12 protein-coding genes and 2 pseudogenes are annotated in these 19976 nt (G+C 74.5%); 6 read left to right on the top strand and 8 right to left on the bottom strand.

Features of this window, described 5'->3' with window-relative positions; translation table 11 throughout:
• Positions 1-218 precede the first annotated feature (218 nt).
• Complete coding sequence (locus ACIRG6_RS30135; protein ID WP_350724935.1) at positions 219-1346, top strand: glycosyltransferase family 4 protein; 1128 nt, start codon at positions 219-221, stop codon at positions 1344-1346.
• Positions 1343-2536: a glycosyltransferase gene (locus ACIRG6_RS30130; protein ID WP_403325060.1), complete on the top strand. Its 1194-nt coding sequence runs from the start codon at positions 1343-1345 to the stop codon at positions 2534-2536. The genes ACIRG6_RS30135 and ACIRG6_RS30130 overlap by 4 nt, the downstream gene beginning before the upstream one ends.
• Before the next feature lie 306 nt (positions 2537-2842).
• On the opposite strand, the gene ACIRG6_RS30125 is transcribed toward ACIRG6_RS30130, so the two are convergent.
• Both ACIRG6_RS30125 and ACIRG6_RS30120 read right to left on the bottom strand, forming a co-directional pair.
• On the bottom strand, positions 2843-3676 hold the full coding sequence (locus tag ACIRG6_RS30125; protein WP_403325059.1) for a putative hydro-lyase: 834 nt from the start codon (positions 3674-3676) through the stop codon (positions 2843-2845).
• A pseudogene (locus ACIRG6_RS30120) lies at positions 3673-3918 on the bottom strand (MFS transporter); the annotation flags it as partial. The pseudogene ACIRG6_RS30120 and the gene ACIRG6_RS30125, both read right to left, overlap by 4 nt.
• 131 nt (positions 3919-4049) lie before the next feature.
• On the opposite strand from ACIRG6_RS30120, the gene ACIRG6_RS30115 reads away from it, so the two are divergent.
• The 4 genes from ACIRG6_RS30115 (at position 4050) to ACIRG6_RS30100 (ending at position 12091) form a co-directional block, all read left to right on the top strand.
• The gene (locus tag ACIRG6_RS30115) at positions 4050-4757 is read left to right on the top strand and encodes a GntR family transcriptional regulator (RefSeq protein WP_364680783.1); all 708 of its coding nucleotides are present in this window, start codon (positions 4050-4052) and stop codon (positions 4755-4757) included.
• 91 nt (positions 4758-4848) lie between these two features.
• Entirely contained in the window at positions 4849-6375 is a 1527-nt protein-coding gene (locus ACIRG6_RS30110; RefSeq protein WP_350724942.1) for a hypothetical protein, read from the top strand.
• A gap of 115 nt (positions 6376-6490) precedes the next feature.
• Positions 6491-7372 (top strand): hypothetical protein, encoded by an 882-nt coding sequence (locus ACIRG6_RS30105; RefSeq protein ID WP_318217694.1) that lies wholly within the window; start codon positions 6491-6493, stop codon positions 7370-7372.
• Positions 7373-7426: 54 nt separating this feature from the next.
• Positions 7427-12091 carry a hypothetical protein gene (locus tag ACIRG6_RS30100; RefSeq protein ID WP_403325058.1) on the top strand — a complete coding sequence of 1555 codons (4665 nt, stop codon included), beginning with the start codon at positions 7427-7429 and terminating at the stop codon, positions 12089-12091.
• On the opposite strand, the gene ACIRG6_RS30095 is transcribed toward ACIRG6_RS30100, so the two are convergent.
• The 6 genes and pseudogenes from ACIRG6_RS30095 to ACIRG6_RS30075 all read right to left on the bottom strand — a co-directional run bounded on the left by ACIRG6_RS30095 (position 12088) and on the right by ACIRG6_RS30075 (position 19775).
• Positions 12088-13638 carry a GMC family oxidoreductase gene (locus tag ACIRG6_RS30095; RefSeq protein WP_403325057.1) on the bottom strand — a complete coding sequence of 517 codons (1551 nt, stop codon included), beginning with the start codon at positions 13636-13638 and terminating at the stop codon, positions 12088-12090. The genes ACIRG6_RS30100 and ACIRG6_RS30095 overlap by 4 nt on opposite strands.
• 16 nt (positions 13639-13654) lie before the next feature.
• Complete coding sequence (locus ACIRG6_RS30090) at positions 13655-15184, bottom strand: APC family permease (protein ID WP_403325056.1); 1530 nt, start codon at positions 15182-15184, stop codon at positions 13655-13657.
• Positions 15185-15248: 64 nt separating this feature from the next.
• Positions 15249-15769 (bottom strand): annotated as a pseudogene (locus ACIRG6_RS37780) (aldehyde dehydrogenase family protein); the annotation flags it as partial.
• 109 nt (positions 15770-15878) lie between these two features.
• The gene (locus tag ACIRG6_RS37775) at positions 15879-16073 is read right to left on the bottom strand and encodes a hypothetical protein (protein ID WP_450152416.1); all 195 of its coding nucleotides are present in this window, start codon (positions 16071-16073) and stop codon (positions 15879-15881) included.
• The gene (locus tag ACIRG6_RS30080) at positions 16054-17220 is read right to left on the bottom strand and encodes an aromatic ring-hydroxylating oxygenase subunit alpha (protein WP_365024054.1); all 1167 of its coding nucleotides are present in this window, start codon (positions 17218-17220) and stop codon (positions 16054-16056) included. The genes ACIRG6_RS37775 and ACIRG6_RS30080 overlap by 20 nt, the downstream gene beginning before the upstream one ends.
• Before the next feature lie 101 nt (positions 17221-17321).
• Positions 17322-19775, bottom strand: coding sequence for a GcvT family protein (locus ACIRG6_RS30075; protein ID WP_364680767.1), 2454 nt, complete (start codon positions 19773-19775; stop codon positions 17322-17324).
• Positions 19776-19976: the final 201 nt, after the last annotated feature.

The following is a 19976-nucleotide window of genomic DNA, read 5'->3' as shown; positions in this document are numbered from 1 at the left end:
GCCGTCCGGCGCACGCCCCGGGGACGACCGGCCGCGGCGCCGGCCCGGTGCCGCCGGTGCGCACGGCCTGGGACAGGTGAACGGGCAGTGGCCCGTGGGGCAGGCGGACGTGGCCGGTGCCTGAGCCGCCCGGGCGGGACGGCAACGCTCACGGGACGTTCCTCGCCCGGAAAGATCGACGTTGATGCGAGCACGTCCAGCCCGGCGACAACACCGGTATGCGTGTCGTCATCGTGACCGAGTCCTTTCCCCCCGACGTGAACGGCGTGGCCCACTGCGCGCTCCAGACCGCCCGGCACCTCGTCGACCGCGGTCACGACTGCGTCGTCGTCGCGCCGGCCACGGCCGCCGCCGACGAGACCGACGCCCTCGCGCCGTGCCCCCTCGTCCGGATCCCCTCCCTCCCGCTCCCCGGTTACCCCCAGGTCCGCGTCGCCCTGCCCAGCAGGCGCGTCGCCGCGGCCATCACCGAACACCGCGCCGACCTCGTCCACCTGGCCGGCCCCTTCGTCCTCGGCGTCCGGGGCATGGCCGCCGCGGCCCGGCTCGGCGTCCCCGCCGTGGCGGTCTACCAGACCGACCTCGCCGGATACGCCCGTACGTACATGGGGGCGGGTGAGGCGGCGGCCTGGCGGCGCATCCGCTCCGTGCACACCGCCGCCGACCTCACCCTCGCCCCGTCCAGCGCCGCCCTGCACGACCTGACGGCGCACGGCGTGCCCCGGGTCACGCTGTGGCCGCGTGGCGTGGACACCGTGCGCTTCCGGCCCGGCCGGCGCGACGAGGCGCTGCGCCGCGAGCTCGCCCCGAACGGCGAGCTGATCGTCGGCTACGTCGGGCGGCTCGCCCCCGAGAAACAGGTCGAGCTGCTGTCCGGGGTCTGCGGGCTGGACGGCGTACGGGTCGTGGTCGTCGGGGACGGGCCGAGCCGCTCCGCCCTCGGACCGGCACTGCCCGGCGCGGTCTTCCTCGGCCGCCGCACCGGCGACGACCTCGCCCGCGTATTCGCCTCCCTGGACGTCTTCGTGCACACCGGCCCCTTCGAGACCTTCTGCCAGACCGTGCAGGAGGCCATGGCGAGCGGCGTGCCCGTCGTGGCTCCGGCCGCGGGCGGCCCCCTGGACCTCGTCGCCCACGGACGCACCGGGCTGCTGGTGCCGCCGCGCGACGCCGCCGCCGTACGGGACGCGGTGTGGTCCCTGGCCGCCGACCCGGCGCGGCGGGCCGCGTACGGCACGGCCGGCCGGGCGGCGGTCGGGAAGCGCACCTGGGCCGCCGTCGGCGACCTCCTGCTCGGGCACTACGCCGATGTGCTCGCCGCCCGCAAGGCGGTGCTGGCGGCATGAGCGCGCTGCGGATCGTCCGCCTCGCCAACTTCGTCGCCCCGGCCTCCGGCGGACTGCGCACCGCGCTGCGCGAGCTGGGCAAGGGGTTCCGGGCGGCCGGGCACGAGCCCGTGCTCGTCGTCCCCGGCGCGCACGCCGACGACCGGGAGACCGAGCAGGGCCGGGTGATCACCCTGCCCGGCCCGCTGCTGCCCGGTACCGGCGGCTACCGCGTCCTGACCGACAGGCGCCGCGTGGCCGCGCTGCTGGAGGAGCTCGCGCCGGACCGCCTGGAGGTGTCCGACCGCACCACCCTGCGCTGGACCGGCAAGTGGGCCAGGCGGGCCCGGGTCCCCGCCGTGATGGTGTCCCACGAGACCACCGACGGGGTGCTGCGCACCTGGGGCCTGCCCGAGGCGGCGGCCCGGCGCACCGCCGACGCCCTCAACATCCGCACGGCACACACGTACGCGCGCGTGGTGTGCACCACCGAGTTCGCCGAGCGGGAGTTCGTCCGGATCGGCGCGCGCAACGTCGTACGGGCGCCGCTGGGCGTCGACCTCGCGGGGTGCCGTCCGGCGCTGCGTGATCCGGCGCTGCGGGCCCGCCACGCGCGCGAAGGCGAGGCCCTGCTGGTGCTGTGCTCCCGGCTGTCCGTGGAGAAGCGGCCGGGTACGGCGCTCGACGCGCTGGCCGCGCTGCGGCGGCAGGGCCGGCGGGCGGTGCTGGTCGTGGCCGGCGACGGGCCGTTGCGCCCGCGGCTCGAACAGCGGGCGCGGGAGCGCGGACTGCCCGTGACCTTCCTCGGGCACGTCGCCGACCGATCGCTGCTCGGGGCGCTCCAGGCGTCCGCCGACGTGTGCCTGGCACCGGGCCCCGCCGAGACGTTCGGGCTCGCCGCCCTGGAGGCGATGGCGTGCGGCACGCCGGTGGTGGCGAGCGCGTCGTCCGCGCTGCCGGAGGTGATCGGCTCCGCCGGTGCCGTGGCCGTCGATCACGCGGAGGCCTTCGCGCGGGCCGTCGGCGATCTGCTGGAGCGCCCGGAGCGGGACCGGCGGGAGGCGGCCCGCGCCCGTGCCGAGTGCTTCGGCTGGGACGCGGCGGTCGAGGCGTTCCTGGCCGCGCACGACGCGACCGTCCCGGCACGTCCGGTACTGCCGGAGGCCGTGCCGGGGGAGGGGCCCGGCTCGCGGCCGTGGGCGGCTCGCTGACCGCAGGCGCCCCGGTGGGCCATGGAGGGGGCGGCCGCGCCGCACCGCTCGCCGCCGGACCCCGGCGAGCCCGTGGTGACCGGCCACCGCGGACGCCGGCCGGGTGGCCCCGGCGCCGCACCGACCCGCTGCCGCACTCGCGGACGCGGGCCGGCGAGGAGCCCCGGCACCACGCGCGCGAGACGGGCACCGGGGCGTCCCGCACACGCCCGCCGCGGTGTCCGCCACTCCCGCGGCGCCGCAGGTGCGTCCCGCGGGCAGCGTCCGTACCGCCGGTGCCTCCCGGCGGCACGTCCTGAGCGGGTGTCAGGCCACTCGGTACTGCTCGTCGCGGGCGTCGGTGAGGAACATCTGCCCCGGGGCGTGGGTGAGGGCGAAGGGCGGGCGCGAGGCCATCACCACCGCCTGCGGGGTCACTCCGCAGGCCCAGAACACCGGGATGTCGTCCGGCGCGGTGTCCACCGGGTCGCCGAAGTCCGGCCGGCCCAGGTCGCCGATGCCGAGCGCCGAGGGATCGCCGCAGTGCACCGGGCTGCCGTGCACCGCCGGGAGCAGGCTGGTCTCATGGATCGCCGCCGACAGGTGCGCGGGCGGCACCGGGCGCATGGAGACCACCATCGGGCCGTGCAGCCGCCCCGCCGGACGGCACTGGCGGCTGGTCACGTACATCGGCACGTTGCGGCCCTGCTCGACGTGGCGGATCGGTACGCCCGCCGAGGTCAGCGCCCACTCGAAGGTGAAGCTGCAGCCGATCAGGAAGGACACCAGGTCCTCCCGCCAGTACGCGCGCACGTCCGTCGGCTCCTCCACCAGTTCGCCGTCCCGCCACACCCGGTAGCGCGGCAGGTCGGTGCGCAGGTCCGCGCCGTCGGCGAGTGCGGTGGTCCAGCTTCCGGCGTCCGTGACGTCGAGGACCGGGCACGGCTTCGGGTTGCGCGTGCAGAACAGCAGCATGTCGTACGCCCAGTCGGCGGGCACCGAGATCAGGTTGGCCTGGGTGTGGCCGGCCGCGACCCCGGCGGTGGGGCCGGTCAGCCCGTCCCGGAAGCGGGCGCGGGCCGTTCCCGGGCGCCACGCGTGCGCGTGCTCGTCGACGAGGGCGATAGGCCGGTCCTCGGTCACGTCGTGCGAGTGGTTCATGCCAGTTCCTTCCCGCGGGTCTCCGGCAGCCCCAGCAGTGCCAGCGCCGCGATGCCGTAGCCGATCGCGCCGAGGACCGGCGCGCCGCCCACGCCCCAGCCGTCGGCCGGGAAACCGGCCGTCGTGGGGAAGACGGCGCCCATGGCGCGTCCGGTGTTGTAGGTGAAGCCCTGTCCGGCGCCCCGCACCGCCGTCGGGTACAGCTCGCTCAGGCAGGAACCGAAGCCGCTGAAGATGGCCGACTCGGCGGCGCGGTGAAACGGTGAGCGGGCGGGCGCCGCGGGGGGACACCTGGAGGCACCGTAGGGGATCGTTCAACGATCCCTCAATACCCATGTTGTTTCGTTCTGGTATCTGCGATTGAATTCCGGGCATGGCAGAGCAGTTGACGGGACTGGCCGACGACCGTGTCCTCCTCGGGCGGACCAGCACCGCGGAGCGGGTTTCGGACATCCTCAGGAGCCGCATCGCGGACGGGTACTTCCCGCCCGGGACGCGCTTGTCCGAGGACAGCATCGGCGGCGCCCTCGGCGTCTCCCGCAACACGCTGCGCGAGGCGTTCCGGCTGCTCACCCACGAACGCCTGCTCGTCCACGAGCTGAACCGGGGCGTCTTCGTCCGGGTCCTGACCGTCGAGGACGTCGAGGACATCTACCGCACCCGTGCCCTCGTCGAGTGCGCCGTCGTCCGGGGCCTCGGGGAGCCGCCGTACGGCCTCGACGGGGTCGCCTCGGCCGTCGAGGACGGGCGGCGGTCGGCCGTCGAAGGTGACTGGAAAGGGGTGGGTACGGCCAACATCCACTTCCACCGGGAGCTGGTCGCCCTCGCCGGCAGCGAGCGCACGGACGAGCTGATGCGCAGCGTCTTCGCCGAACTGCGCCTCGCCTTCCACGTCGTGGACGACCCGCGGCGCCTGCACGAGCCGTACATCGCGCGGAACGCGGAGATACTCGAGGCCCTCCGGGCGGGAGAACGGGAGACGGCCGCGCGGCTGCTCGCCGTCTACCTCGAGAACTCGCTGGAGCGGGTCGTGGACGTGTACCTGCGGCGGGTCGGCGACGACGGCACCGCCCCCGTCTGAGGGGCGGCGGGGGCCGGGGGCGGGACCGGTGCGGCTCGGTGGTTCTGCGTCGTTTGGGTCGTTGTCGGACCGAGGACCTAGTCTGTGCACCGTGACTTCGCCTGCATCGACGGACAGCGTTCCGCCCCAGCTCAGCGCGGGGCCGCGCCCTGCCCCGGGCCCGGCCGCCGACGAGGGACTGGCGCGGCGGCTGCGCGCGCTCGCCTGCACGGCGCCGCTGCACGACCTCGACGCGCGCAAGGCCAATCTCGCCGGCGAGTACTCGGTGTACGGCATGGCGGAGGTGGCCCTCGCCGCCATCGACCTCGTCACACTGAACATGGACTTCGACACGGGCGCCGACCACGACCAGATAGTCGCCCGGCTCGTCCCGCGCGTCGCCGCCCAGGCCCCGGCACGGCCCGCCGCCGAGCACGAGCGGGTGGCCCGCTGGGTCCTGGAGAACCTGATCAACGTCGGCAGCGTCGACCGCGGGTTCCGCGCGGTGTACGGCACCTTCGAGCCGGACGGCACCTATGTGCGGCGCGACTACGACTTCAAGCTGCTGGAGGAGGTCCCCGGCCCCGGCGGCACCGTCTATCTGCGCACCACCGACGAAGCGGTCAACGTCCTGGTCGGCGCCCTGGACACCGATGTGACCAGCGCCCAGATCGCCGCCGAGGTCAAGCTGGAGGTGCTGATCAGCCGGGGCCGGCTCGCCGACGCCCAGCTCGCCGCCGAACAGGCCCGCTACCGGACCGTCCAGTACTCGGAGACCCTGCGCAAGGCCCTCGACGCCACCCGGCGCAACGTCCGCGCGGTCGACTGGCTGACCGCCGTCCCCGACATGATCGCCGAGGCCCTGGACCACGTCGCCGACCGGTACCGGCACGAGAACGCGATCCTCACCAACATCCGCAAGGCCCGCGACGAGTCCGAGGACCCCGAGCACAAGCGGCGCGCCGCCGAACTCGTCGACATCGTCAAGGACTGCATCCGCCGTCACACCCAGCTCCAGTCCCGGCTGCTGGAGGCCGGCCCGCTCTTCCGCGCCGAACAGGACCGGCAGGCCTTCGCCACCCCCCTGACGACCTCGGGTCTCGACCTGTACGGGCACCTGGTCGCCCCCGTCCTGCCGCTGCCGCTGGAACAGGCACTCCGCGCGACCGACGCCTTCTTCGCGCACGGCGCCGGTCTGCGCACACCCGTCTCGGTGCGGGTCGGCGACCTCGTCGACATCCTGCTGACCCCGCCGGTGGAGCGGGAGCACCTGGGCGCCGAGATGCCGGAGCCCGACCTGATCGCCACCCCGGACGACAGCCGCTTCAGCGAGGAACAGCTCGCCTCCGCCATGGAGTTGCTCGACCTGCCGCACGACGCCCCGCGCCGCCTGTCCGGGCTGCTGGCCGACGCCCGCGCACAGGACCCCGACCTGCCGTACCTCGTCGCCCTGCTGGCCGTGCACGCGGCCAGCCCGCCGGTCGGCACCGCCTACCGGCAGGGCGAGCCCAAGCTGCTGTTCGCCGTGGACGACGGCACCGAGCTGGACGATCCCGAGTTCGGCGGCGCCGACCTCATCGTCGGCACCGCACTGCTGGACGCGGCGGGGATGGCGGCGGACCGGACGGAGGCCGCGTGAACGGCGCCGGACCACCCGGGCGGCCCGGCGGCCGGCGCCGGCCCGGCACCGCCCACCCGCACCGCGGGAACCAGCAGCACAGCACCACCCACCAGCACAGCGAGGAGCACCGACCGTGACCGAGCACGTCGACCGGAGCGAACCGGAGGCGGGAGCCGCACCGGCCACCGCGGCCGTCACGCCCGCCGACGCCGCCGACGCGGCGCGGCTCGTGGCCTTCGGCCTCCAGCCCAAGCTGCTCCCCGCCCGCGACCAGGAGTACGCCGACCTGCTGCGCCGCTACCGCGAGGACCCGCCCTTCGCGCGGCTCGCCGACGCCGTGGCGGCCGGCCTCGGACTCGTCGTCCTCGAGGTGTCCCCGCGCGCGGGGATGGCCGTCACCGCCGCCGAGGACTCGGTGTTCGCCGTCCGCATGGGCGACTACGCGCGTCGCGCCGCCACCGACTCCGGCGACCGCTTCCTGCACGGCCTCGCCCACCTCGCCGTCGCCGCCATGGCCTACCCGCGCCCCGAGGACCTCGCCGACGACGGCTACATCGGCCGCGTCACGGTCAACGGCGTGGACGCCTTCGTCCGCCAGGCCTGCCGTCGGCTGGAGGAGCGGGCCGAGCAGCAGGGCGAGAACACCGACCCGGCCACCGACGCCCCGGGCCTGGAGGCGGCCTGGCGGATCTGGGCCAGACGCAGCGCCACCGGCGCCACCAAGGACGCGCGCCGGCTCCCCGGCTCCACCACCGGCATCGTCGGCAAGGCCGCCGCGTTCCTCACCGAGTCCGGCTTCCTCCAGCGCACCGGCGACGAGAACGGCGGCACCTACCGCACGACCGCCCGCTACCAGCTCCAGGTGCGGGACATGGCGGGCAGCGCCGCGATGGCCGAGCTGCTGGAGCTGGGCGTCGTCCCGGTCACCGACGGCACGGCGACCCTGCTGCCCGCCGAGGACACCGAGGACCTGGAGCTGGTGGCCGACGCCGGACTGCCGTTCCACTCCTCCTGACCCCGCATCACCCCCGAACGTCCCCGACTTCACGAAGACTTACGAGAGTCCGCCATGTACGAGCTGTCCCGGGTCCGCCTCTACTCGATCGGGCCCGCCGGTGCGCGCTACGCCGACACCGTGCTTGACCTGCGCGGTGTCGGTGAACCCGTGCCCCGTCCCGCGCCCGCGCAGGCGGAGTTCTTCGAGGAGGAGCCCGTCGGCCCGCCGCGCCGGCCCGCGCCCGCGGGAGTGCTGTTCCTGGAGAACGGCGGCGGCAAGTCCGTCCTGCTCAAGCTGATCTTCTCCGTGATGCTGCCGGGCCACCGCAACACCCTGGGCGGCGCCAGCTCGGGTGTGCTCCGCAAGTTCCTGCTCGCCGACGACTGCGGACACGTGGCGCTGGAGTGGCAGCACGTGCAGACCGGCGAGTGCGTCGTCGTCGGCAAGGTCAGCGAGTGGCGGGGACGGCAGGTCTCCAACGACCCGCGCAAGTTCGCCGAGGCCTGGTACTCCTTCCGGCCCGGCCCCGGACTCACCCTGGACAACCTGCCCGTCGCCGAGGCCACCACCGTCCGCCCGCCCGCCGAGGGCGTCTCCGGCGCCCAGGGCCGGCGGCGCACCATGAAGGGCTTCCGGGACGCCATCACCGAGGCCGGGAAGGCCTACCCGCACCTGGAGGTGCACTGGGAGGAGACCCACGACCGCTGGATCGAGCACCTCGGCGACCTCGGCCTCGACCCCGAACTCTTCCGCTACCAGCGCGAGATGAACGCCGACGAGGGCGAGGCCGCCGGCCTCTTCGCGGTCAAGAAGGACTCCGACTTCACCGACCTGCTGCTGCGCGCCGTCACCGACACCCGCGACACCGACGGACTCGCCGACCTGGTCAGCGGATTCGGCAACAAGCTGGGCCGACGCGCCGAGCTGATCGCCGAACGCGACTTCACCGCCGGATCCGTCGACCTCCTCGGGCGGATCGTCGAGGCCGCCGACGCCCGCGGCCGCGCCCGGGACATCCACACCGGAGCCGAACGCCGCACCAGGACCCTGGCGCGCCGGCTCTCGGCGCGCGGCGCCCGGGAGCGGGCCCGGACGGCCGACCTCGCCCAGCGGGTCACCGCCGCCGCCTACGCCGTCACGCACGCCGAGTCGGCCCGCGACCGCAGCGGGCTCATCGCCGCCGAACTCGCCTACCGGCACGCCTCGCTGGCCCTGACCGCCGCCGAGAAGTCGGCCGCCGCGCAGAAGCGCGAGCTCGCCGACGCGCGCACCCTGCACGCCGCCTGGCAGGCCGCCGAGGCCGTCCTGCGCCACCGCGCCGCCGCCGACCGCGTCGCCCGCGTGTCCGCCGCCATCCAGGAGGCCGAGCGGGACGCCGCGCCCGCGCTCGCCGCCCGCGCCGAGGCCGCCGTCGACCTCGTCCGCGCCCTGCACGCGGCGGCCACCAAGGCCGAGCACCACGCCAACGAGGAGGAGGAGCGCTCCGCCGCCCTCCAGGACGTCGGCGACGCCGCGCACCGCGACTCCACCGCCGCCGCCACCGAGGCCCAGCGGGCCCGCAGCGAGGCCGGGCACCTGCGCCAGCGCCTGACCGAGGTCGAGCAGGAGACCGCCGAGGCGGTCCGCGCCGGCTGGCTCGACGACATCGCCCCCGACGCCGACCCCGCCCGCGCCGCCCTCGCGGCCAGCGACGCCGAGAAGACGACGGTCGCCGCCTGGGACACCGCCCGCGAGGCCGCCCGCCGGGCCACCGAGCACGCCCGCGAGGCCGCCGCCGCCGAGTCCCGCGCCGAGCTGACCGCGGCCCGCGCGGCCGACGCGGCCACCGCCGCCGAGCGCGCCCACGAGGCCGAACGCCGCACCGCCGAGGCACTGGCGGCCGAGGAGCGTCTCGCGGAGCTGCTCGGCCTGGCCGCCCGGACCCGCCCGGGCATCCCCCAGCCCCGGCAGGACGCGGACCACGACCGCCCCGCCGAGGCGCCCAGGGCGTCCGACGGCGCGCTGACCGCCGAGGAACTCGACCGCTTCGCCGACGAGCTGCGCGAGCTGCTCGACGACACGGTCTCCTCCGCCGAACGCCAGCTGTTCGAGCTGCGCACCGCCGCCGCCGACGACTCCCGCATCCTCGGTGCCCTCGGCGACGGCGGACTGCTGCCGCCCGGCCCGGACGTGCTGGCCACCGTGGAGTTCCTCGGCGAGCACGGCATCCCCGCCCTGCCCGGCTGGCGCTACCTCGCGCAGTCCGTCGACCCCGCCGACCACGCGCGCGTGCTGGCCGCCCGGCCCGAGCTGGTCGACGGCGTGATCATCACCGACCCCGACTCGCACACCCGCGCCCGGGACGTCCTCGGCGACGCCGCCCTGCTGCCGCGCTCCGCGGTCGCCGTCGGCACCGCCGCCGCCCTGCTCGCACCCACCCCGGCCCCCGGCTCCGGTGCCGAGGACGTCTTCCTCGTACCGCCGAACCCGGCCATGCACGACGAGCACGCCGCCGACGAGGAGCGGCAGGCCCTGCGTGCGCGGGCGGCGGAGCGCGACGAGGAGATCCGCGCGCTCGCCGCCCGGCTCGGCAAGGACCGGGAACTGGCGGCCCGGCTCGCCTCCTGGCGCAGCGGCTGCCCCGCCGGACGCCTCGCCGAACTGGCGCGGACCGCCGAACAGGCGCGTGCCTTCGCCGAGGAGACCGAGGCCGAGCTGACCGAGGCGCGCACCGTGCGCGCCGAGGCCGACGAGAGCGCCGCCGAGGCCGTGCACCTGCGCGACGAGCGCCAGGAGGCCGCGCAGAAGGCCCGCCGCGCCGCCGACGCCCTCGCCGGACTCGCCTTCCGGCTGCGCGAACGCGCCGGCTGGCAGGCCAGGCTGAGGGAACTCGCCGACGAGGGCGCCGAGGCCGAGGCCCGCGCCCAGGTCTGCCTGGAGCGGGCCCGCGCCGCCGACGAGGACCGCCGCGCCGCCCAGCGCGCCGCCGACGACGCCCGGCGCACCGCCCGCGCACTGCGCGCCGAACGGTCCGAGATCGCGGGCGCCCCCGACGACGTGACCGAGGACGCGGCCGGGAACGGCACGCAGGCGCCGAAGGCGTCGCTGCCGGACCTCCGCGAGGCCTACCGCGCCGCCTCCCAGGTGTATGAGAAGGTCGGCGTCGGCGCCGACCTGCGCGCCGAGCAGGCCCGCGCGGAGAGCGACGAGAGCGCGGCACGCGCCGAGCTGGACCGGCTCAGCAACAAGGTCCGCACCCGGGCCGCCCAGCTGCTGGAGTCGCCCGACGGCTCCGACGGGCCGTCCCGGCAGGCCGCCGCCGCCCGCGCCGAGGAACTGGTCCAGCTCCTGGAGACCCGCGTGTCGACCGCGAGCGAGCAGCTCGGCCGGCTGCGCGGCGAGGCCGAGCGGCACGCGCCCGAGGACGGCGACGCCCACACCGAACTCCCCGAGGACCTGGCCCCGGCAGACGCCGAGCACGCCCAGACCCTGCTGCGCACGGCCACCGCCGAACTCGCCTCCCGCACCGAGGCGCTGACCCAGGCCCGCGACGCCCACGCCGAACTGCTCGACGCGCACCGCGCCGCCGAGGACGCGGCCGGCGGCTTCGACGAGATCGCCGCGATGCTCCGCGACCTGCTGCGCGAACCCGCGTCCGACGACGAGGCGGAGGACCCCGAGCCGTACCCCGGAAGCCTGGAAGAGGCCCGGCAGGCCGCCGCCGAGGCCCGCCGGTCGCTGCGCGGCTGCGCCGCCGACCTGTCCGCCGCCGAGGCGGCCGTCCGCGAGGCGAGCGACGTCCTCGTCCGGCACGCCAACTCCACGCGCTACGAGCAGGTCCGCACCCCGGCGCGGCAGCAGATCCGCGAGCTGCCCGCCTCCGCGCTGCCCGAGCACGCGGGCAAGTGGGCGGACGCCTTCGCGCCCCGGCTGCGGGTCCTCACCGACGAGCTGGCCCAGCTGGAGCGCAACCGGGACTCGATCGTGGACCGGCTGCGCGGCCTGGTCGAGTCCGCGCTCGCCACGCTCCGCTCCGCCCAGCGGCTCTCCCGGCTGCCGGAGGGCCTCGGCGAGTGGTCCGGGCAGGAGTTCCTGCGCATCCGCTTCGAGGAGCCCGATCAGGCCACCCTCACCGAGCGGCTCGGCGAGGTCGTCGACGAGGCGACCAGGGCGGCCGTGAGGAAGAACTCCGACCTGCGCCGCGACGGCATGTCCCTGCTGCTGCGCGGCGTCGCCGCCGCCCTCCACCCCAAGGGCGTCGCCGTCGAGATCCTCAAGCCCGACGCCGTGCTGCGCGCCGAGCGCGTCCCCGTGGGACAGATGGGCGACGTCTTCTCCGGCGGCCAGCTGCTCACCGCGGCCATCGCCCTGTACTGCACGATGGCCGCCCTCCGCAGCAACGACCGGGGCCGCGACCGGCACCGGCACGCCGGCACCCTGTTCCTCGACAACCCCATCGGCCGCGCCAACGCCACCTACCTGCTGGAGCTCCAGCGGGCCGTGTCCGACGCGCTCGGCGTGCAGCTCCTGTACACCACCGGCCTGTTCGACACGACCGCGCTGGCCGAGTTCCCGCTGGTCATCCGGCTGCGCAACGACGCCGACCTCAGGGCCGGCCTGAAGTACATCAGCGTGGAGGAGCACCTGAGGCCGGGGCTGCCCCAGCAGGCCCCGGCCGGTGAGGGCGAAGCGGTGCACAGCGAGATCACGGCGACCCGGATGTACCGACGGCCCGCCGGCGACCGGTCACCCGCCTAGCGGTCCGCCCGGACCAGATCCGCGCACTTCTCGCCGATCATCATCGTCGTGATGCACGGGTTGACGGTCACCAGGTCCGGCATCACCGATCCGTCCGCCACCCGCAGGCCCCCGACCCCCTTGACCCGCAGCCGCGCGTCGAGGGGGGCCAGGGGGTCGTCGTCCGCGCCCATCCGCACCGTGCAGGACGGGTGGTAGACGGTGTTGTGGGTCTTGCGGATGTAGTCGAGCAGTTCGTCGTCGCCCCGCACCTGCGGGCCCGGCGCCAGCTCCGCGCCCGTCCAGCCGCTGAGCGCGGGCTGCGCGGCGATCCGCCGGGCCAGCCGCAGGCCGTAGATCATCACTCGCACGTCGTGCTCGTGCGTGAAGTACCGGGGGTCCACCTTCGGCTTGTCCCGGTAGTCCCGGGTCCGCAGCCGCACCGTCCCCCGCGACTTCGCGCGCGTCACGTTGGGCGTGAGACAGAAGGCGTTCTCCGAGGTGGGGTAGCCGTGCCGGGCGGTGTTCATGTCGAACGGCACCGAACCGTAGTGGAACATCAGGTCGGGCCGGTCCAGGCCGGGCTCGGTGTCGTAGAAGATGCCGGCCTCCCACCACTGGCTGGACGTGGTGGTCATCGGCTGCCGGGCCTCCCACATGATGACGCCCTCGGGGTGGTCCTGGAGGTTCTCGCCGACGCCGGGGGAGTCCACGGCCACCTCGACGCCGGCCTCGCGCAGGTGCCCCGCCGGTCCGATGCCGGACAGCATCAGCAGCTTCGGCGAGTCGATCGCCCCGCACGAGAGGACCACCTCACGCCGGGCCCGTACCGCCCGGGTGTGGATCAGGTCCGGGTCCAGGTACTCGGCGCCCACGCACCGCCGCCCCTCCAGCAGGAGCCGCTTGGCCCGCACGCCCGTGCGGACGTCCAGGTTCGGCCGCCTGCCCAGGACCGGGTGCAGATAGGCGACCGAGGACGACTGGCGGATGTTGTTCTCGTCGGAGTTGATCTGGAACCAGTTCGCGCCCCGCACCACCGTCCGGCCCGTGTTGAAGGGTGTCGTCGGGATGCCCGCCTGCGCGCACGCCTTCAGCAGCGCGGCCCCGCACGGGTCCTCGCTCTTGACCGTGCGCAGCTTCACCGGGCCGGTGCGGCCGTGGTGGTCGCCGGGGGCGTCGTTGGACTCCAGCCGCCGGTACAGCGGGAAGAGGTCGGCGGCGCTCCAGCCGGTGCAGCCCCGCGCCGCCCAGTCGTCGAGATCCTCGGCCGGTGCCCAGAAGGCGATGCAGGAGTTGTGCGAGGAACAGCCGCCCAGCACCTTGGCGCGGGCGTGCCGCATGAAGCTGTTGCCCCGGGCCTGCGGCTCGACGGGGTAGTCCCAGTCGTAGCCGGACTCCAGCAGGCCCATCCAGCGCTCCAGCCGCAGCACGTCGTCGTCGCCGACGTCGCTCGGCCCCGCCTCCAGCACGCACACCGTGACGCCGGGGTCCTCCGAGAGCCGGGCCGCCACCACGTTCCCCGCCGTGCCGCCGCCGACCACCACGTAGTCGAACTCATCGATGTCCACGAGACGTTGTCCTCCTTCAGTCGGCCGCAGGAGTGACGAGCGGAGCGGCCCCGTCGTCGAGCCGGTGCTCCGCGAGCACGCCGGTCCGGTGCCGTTGGACGAACCAGTAGTAGGCGTAGCCGCCGCCCGCGATCACGGCGACGAACAGCACCGCGCCCCAGCGCAGATACCAGTGGTGGGGGGCCGCCGCGTTGTAGACCGCGGCGCGCGGCCAGATCAGGTTGAGCGTCATGGCCGCGCCCCACAGGACGGCGGCGATGTTGACGGGCAGTCCCCAGCGGCCCAGCGAGAAGCGGCCCTCACCGGCCGGCTGCCACCTCCCGCGCAGCCGGGCCACCAGCATCGGCGCGGTGACCCCCAGATAGGCCAGGTAGATCATGACGATGCCGATGCTGGTGACGACCGTGAAGATCTGCGGCTGGCGGATGTTGACCACCAGGATCGCCAGCGCCAGCACCCCGATGACCACGGCCGGCAGCACCGGCGTCCGGAACCGCGGACTGACCCTGGCCAGCAGCGAGGACGCGGGCAGGTTGTTGTCCCGCGCCATCGCGAACGCCAGCCGGATCGCCGCCGTGTGGACCGCGAGCGCGCACACCGTGACGGCGATCAGCACGCACCACAGCATCGCCTTGCCGGCCGTCGGCCCGAGCACGTCGAGCACGACGTACTGGAGTCCGTCCGTGGAGAGCTTCTCGCCCTTCAGACTCGACACGCTCATCAGCGCCAGCAGCAGGACCAGCCCGCCCAGTACGAACGACGCGATGATCGCCCGGACGATCGCACGGGGCGCGTTGCGGGACGGGTCGAGGGACTCCTCGCCGAGCGACGCCGCGGTGTCGAAGCCGTACATCACGTACGCGGAGGCCAGCGACGCCACGAGGAACGCGCCGAGGTAGCCGGTGGAGTACCCCGCTCCCGTTCCCTCCGTGTGCGTGACCACCTGCGGGCCGCGCGTGATGTGCGCGGCGAACAGGACGATCAGCACCACGGTGGCGATCAGCTCGATGAACACACCCGCCGTGTTGATCGTGGCCATCAGCTTGACGCCGAACGCGTTGACCAGTGTCGTGAACAGGATCAACACCCCGGCCAGCAGGACCGCGTTCGTCGCCACGTCGTACTTTCCGCTGCCGTCCCCCACGAACTGGAACGCGGACGAGATCTGCGGAAGCGTCAGCTGGTAGGCCAGCGCCACCGCCGCGATCGACACGATGGAGGCGACCAGCATCATCCAGCCCGCGAGCCAGCCCAGATGCGGATTGCCGATCTTCTTCGACCAGTTGTAGACCGACCCCGCGACGGGATGGCGGGCGGCCAGCTCGGCGAAGCACAGGGCGACCGTGAACTGGCCGGCGAAGACCATCGGCCACGACCACCAGTAGGCGGGCCCGCCGCTGCCGTACCCGAAGTAGAAGAGCTGGAAGGTGCCGGTGAGGATGGAGATGTAGCTGATGCCGGCGGCGAACGTGTGGAAGGTGCCGAGGGTGCGTTTGAGCTCGGGTTTGTAGCCGAACTCGGCGAGTTCGGTGTCGTCGGTCGTCATGAGCGGACTCCTGGTGGGCCTCGGGAAGGTGGGGGAGTGGCTCGCGCGGGTGTCGGAGCGGACGTCAGGTGAACCAACCCTGGGGTGTGGGACGGGTGTTGCGCCAGATGTGCTTCGTCTCGCGATACTCGGCGAGCCCCGCCGGACCGAGCTCGCACCCGAACCCGGACTGCTTGAAGCCGCCCCACTCGGCCCGCGGAACGTACGGGTGGTAGTCGTTGGTCCAGACCGTGCCGAGCCGCAGCGCCGCCGCGACCCGCGCGGCCCGCGCCTCGTCCCCGGTCCGCGCGGCGTCCGCGAGCCCGTACACGGTGTCGTTGGCCGGACGCACCTCCTCCTCGCTCCGGAAGCGCTCGACGGTCAGCACCGCACCGAACGACTCCTCCCGCACCACCGACATCCCGGAGCCGCAGTCGTCCGGCACGGTGGGCAGGCAGGAGACGCCCTCGCCGAAGCCGGGCCCGGTCGGCCGCGCCCCGCCGCAGCGCAGCACCACGCCCTCCGCCGGACCCCGGGCGACGTACGCCTCGGCCTTGTCCCGGGGTGCGCCGCCGAGATCAGCGGCCCGGTCCGCGCCCGCTCGTCGTCGATGTCGTACGCGCTCTCGACCAGCCGCTTGCCCGTGTCCAGGGACTCCGCGCGCGCCGGTGCGTGTCTGTCGCGCGCGAGAAGGCCGGCGATCCGCAGCGCCAGGTCAGCGCGTTCGCCCGCCGGGGGCGCGGGGCCAGGGGCCCTCGTCGAACGCCCGGCGGGCGGCGGCCTCCACCGTGTCCTTGCCGCCCGCCTCGTCCACCGTCCCGGCCGGCGAGCCGTCGGCGGGACAGCGGAGCTCCCGGGTGCGCCCGTCGAGCGCGGCCCGCCGGCGTCCGTCAAGGAACAGGCCCGGCATGACCGTCGCCTCCCAGCCGCTGAAGGAGCCACTCGTGGAAGATCCCGATGTGGTGCTCGGTCGGCACCAGCACCCCGCCCGCGCGGTACGCCCGGGACGACATCGCCGGCTGGGTCCGCTCGCAGGCCTCGAAGTCCTGCGCGTTGACCCGGTGGAACAGCTCCACCGATTTCGACAGGTCCGCTCCGGACGCCACCACCTCGGGCGCGTACAGCCAGTCGCACTCGACGACCGTGCGGTCCTCGGCCAGCGGAACCATGCGGTGCAGGATCACGTGGTCGGGCACGAGGTTGACGAAGACGGTGGGCTTCACCGTGATCGCGTAGTAGCGCCGGTCCTGGTCCTCCGCCACGTCGGGCAGCCTGCCGAAGCCCTCGCTGCCGTCGACGGTGAAGCCCTGGACGTCCGCGCCGAACTCGGCACCGTGGCCCACGTAGTACTGGGCCGCGTAGCCTTCGGCGAACTCGGGGAGCACCTCGGTGAGTTCGGGGTGGATCGTGGCGCAGTGGTAGCACTCCATGAAGTTCTCGACGAGCAGCTTCCAGTTCGCCTTCACGTCGTAGGTGATGCGCCGGCCGAGCGCGAGGTCCTCGGTTCCGTAGTGGTCGATGGCGGCCGGGTCGCCGAGTCGTTCTACGGCGGCGCCCCGCACGGTCTCCTCGAAGGAGGGCGGCTCGTCGCCCAGGCACACCCAGGCGTAGCCGAGCCACTCGCGCAGGGCCACCTCCACCAGCCCGTACGCGGTCCGGTCCACGTCCGGCATGCTGGTCAGGTTCGGCGCGGCGATCAGCCTGCCGTCCAGGTCGTACGTCCACGCGTGGTACGGGCACTGGAGGCTGCGGCGCACCTCGCCGGACTCCTCGAGGCAGATCCGGGCCCCGCGGTGCCGGCAGATGTTGAGGAAGGCGCGCAGCGCGCCCTTGCGGTTGCGGGTGACGATGACGTTCTCGCGGCCGACCTGGACGGTGCGGAAGGCACCGGGCCGGTCGAGGTCGGCGCTGCGCACGGCGCAGAACCACATGGCCTCCAGGACGTGCTGCTGCTCCTGGCGGAAGATCTCCGGATCGGTGTAGTAGCGGCCCGGCAGGGTCGGGACGAGGCTGGGCGAGCCGGGTCGGTGGGCCGGGGAAACGGGTGTCGTCGTCACGTGCGTCTCCTGTGTCTCCTGGCGGGCGCGGCGGCGGGGCGGGCGCGGCGGCGGGTCGGACGGGCGGGGCGGGCGAGGACGGGGCCGTCCGATGCCGCTCGCTAACGGCGGATGCGGGTCATCTCCGGGTCGAACAACGGCTCGTCGGCGACGGTGGCGGGCACCTTTTCGCCGAAGTACTCGACGTGCACACCGGTGCCGCTGGGCAGGCCGGACAGCAGCCAGGCGTACGCGACGCAGCGGCCGAGCGTGTAGCCGTAGGAGGCGCTGGTGACGTACCCGGCGGGGGAGCCGTCGACGTACACCGGTTCCTTGCCGAGGACCACCGCGGCGGGGTCGTCCAGGAGGAGGGGGGTGAGGCGCCGGGCGGGTGCGCCCGCGTTCTCCAGCGCGGCTTTCCCGGTGAAGTCCTCCTTGTCCATGCGGACGGCGAACCCGAGGCCCGCCTCGAACGGGTTGTGCTCGCCGGTCATGTCGACGCCCCAGGCCCGGTATCCCTTCTCCAGGCGCAGCGAGTTGAAGGCGGAGCGGCCGGCCGCGACCACGCCGAGCTCCCGCCCGGCCTCCCACAGCGTGTCCCAGAGCCGGAGTCCCAGGTCGGCGGTGGTGTACAGCTCCCAGCCGAGCTCGCCCACGTACGACAGGCGCATGGCCGTGACGGGGACGTGGCCGACGTAGGTCTCCTTGGCGCGGAAGTAGCCGAACGCCCCGTGCGAGAAGTCGTCGGGGGTCAGGGGCTGGACGAGGTCGCGGGCGAGCGGACCCCAGACGCCGACGCAGCAGGTGCCGGAGGTGATGTCCCGGACGTGTGCGCCGTCGGGTGCGTGGCGCAGCAGCCGGTCGAGGTCGGCGGGGGTGTTGGCGCCCACCTGGAAGCGGTCGGGGCCGAGGCGCGCCACGGTGAGGTCGGAGCGGATGCCGCCTGCCTCGTCCAGGAGGAGCGTGTAGGTGACCGCGCCGGGCTTCTTGCGGAGGTTGTTGGTGGTCATCCGGTCCAGGAAGTCGAGGGCGCCGGGGCCCGTGACCTCCAGGCGGCGCAGGGGGGTCATGTCGTACAGGGCGACCTTGTCGCGGGTCGCCCTGGCCTCCGCCGCCGCGATCGGGGACCAGTGACGGGCCGACCAGGCGTCGCGTTCGGGCAGGTCGAGGCCGGTGACGAGGCCGGCGTTCGCCTCGTACCAGTGCGGCCGCTCCCAGCCGCCGCCCTCGAGGAAGCAGGCGCCGAGCTGCTGCTGACGGGCGTGGAAGGGACTGACCCGCAAGGGGCGTGGCCGCTCCATCGGCTGAAGCGGATGCACGACGTCGTACACCTCGACGAACTGCTGTGAACCGCGCTCACGGATGTACGCCGGTGAACGCTGCGCTTCCTCGAACCGCGTGAGCTCGCACTCGTGCACGTCGAGGGACGGCCGGCCGTCGACCATCCACTCGGCGACCGCCTTGGCGACGCCGGCGGAGTGCGTGACCCACACGGCCTCGGCCAGCCAGAAGCCGCGCAGGTCGCGGGACTCGCCGAGGACCGGCATGCCGTCGGGCGTGAAGGAGAACACGCCGTTGAACCCTTGGTCGATCTCGCAGTCGCGCAGGGCGGGGAGCAGCCGCCGGCAGTCCTCCCAGCTCGGCGCCCAGTCCTCCGGTGTGAAGGGGAAGGAGGACGGCATGTCGAGGTCCCGGGCACGGGCCTCGTCGTAGGGCGGCACCGCGAACGGGTCGACGGGCAGGGGCCTGTGGGCGTAGGAACCGATGCCGACGCGGTCGGTGTGCTCGCGGAAGTAGAGGTCCCGGTCCTGGAACCGGAGGATCGGCCGCGACGCCTCCGCCGTGGCACCGCTCAGCTGGGGGAGCGGCCCGGTCTTCGCGTACTGGTGCGCGAGCGGCTGCAGCGGTACGTCGACCCCGGCCATGTGGCCGATGACCGGGCCCCAGAAACCGGCGGCGGAGACGACGTGGTCGGCGGGGAAGGTGCCCCGGTCGGTGACGACGCCCGTGACGTGGCCGTTCCGCCGTTCGACGCCGGTGACGGTGTGGCGGTCCAGGAAGCGGGCGCCTCGCGCGGTCGCCCGGTCCATCTGTGCGCGGGACGCGAGGAGCGCGCGGGCGAGGCCGTCGTCGGGGGTGTGGAGGCCGCCGAGGACCACCGACTCGTCGATCAGCGGCCAGAGTTCCTTGCACCGGGAGGCGCTCACGACCTCACCGCGCACGCCCCAGGAGGCGGCCAGGCCGGCCCTGCGGTGCAGGTCGGCGAGGCGCTCCGGGGTGGTGGCCAGCTCCAGGCCGCCCACCGGGAGGAAGCAGGGGACTCCGTCCGCCTCCAGGGAGCCGAACTTCTCGACGGTGTACTGGGCGAACGCCGTGAGGGTCTTCGAGGGGCTGGTGCGGAAAACGAGGCCCGGCGCGTGCGACGTGGAACCGCCGGGCGCGGGCAGGGGGCCCTGTTCGAGAACGGTGACGTCGGTCCAGCCTCGGGCGGTCAGCTCGTCGGCGAGCGAGCAGCCGACGATGCCGGCGCCGATGACGACCACGCGGGGGGAACCGTGTGCGGGGGTGCTGGACATGCCCCTCCTTGCCGGGGTGAGTGAGCCGGAGCGGGGTGAGCCGAAGCGAGGTCGGCGGCGGTGGTGGTGTCCCGGCCGTGCCGGGTGACGACGACGGTGCCGCCGGGCAGGGCGAGATGCCGGGTGCGCACGGACGCTTCGACGGCGGGGCGGTCCGAGCAGGAGCGGCCGGTCGTGCCGGGTCCGCCGTGGAAGAGGGTG

The organism is Streptomyces flaveolus (assembly GCF_044765825.1).
In the GTDB taxonomy this organism is placed as follows: Bacteria; Actinomycetota; Actinomycetes; order Streptomycetales; family Streptomycetaceae; genus Streptomyces; species Streptomyces flaveolus.
This window is presented reverse-complemented; position numbering and strand designations above follow the sequence as displayed.

Excerpts from the sequence above, each read along its gene's own strand:
- ACIRG6_RS30115 (WP_364680783.1), top strand. The coding sequence starts at position 4,050 with ATGGCAGAGCAGTTGACGGGACTGGCCGACGACCGTGTCCTCCTCGGG.
- ACIRG6_RS37775 (WP_450152416.1), bottom strand. The coding sequence starts at position 16,073 with ATGCCGGGCCTGTTCCTTGACGGACGCCGGCGGGCCGCGCTCGACGGG.
- ACIRG6_RS30125 (WP_403325059.1), bottom strand. The coding sequence starts at position 3,676 with ATGAACCACTCGCACGACGTGACCGAGGACCGGCCTATCGCCCTCGTC.
- ACIRG6_RS30100 (WP_403325058.1), top strand. The coding sequence starts at position 7,427 with ATGTACGAGCTGTCCCGGGTCCGCCTCTACTCGATCGGGCCCGCCGGT.
- ACIRG6_RS30135 (WP_350724935.1), top strand. The coding sequence starts at position 219 with ATGCGTGTCGTCATCGTGACCGAGTCCTTTCCCCCCGACGTGAACGGC.
- ACIRG6_RS30090 (WP_403325056.1), bottom strand. The coding sequence starts at position 15,184 with ATGACGACCGACGACACCGAACTCGCCGAGTTCGGCTACAAACCCGAG.
- ACIRG6_RS30075 (WP_364680767.1), bottom strand. The coding sequence starts at position 19,775 with ATGTCCAGCACCCCCGCACACGGTTCCCCCCGCGTGGTCGTCATCGGC.
- ACIRG6_RS30130 (WP_403325060.1), top strand. The coding sequence starts at position 1,343 with ATGAGCGCGCTGCGGATCGTCCGCCTCGCCAACTTCGTCGCCCCGGCC.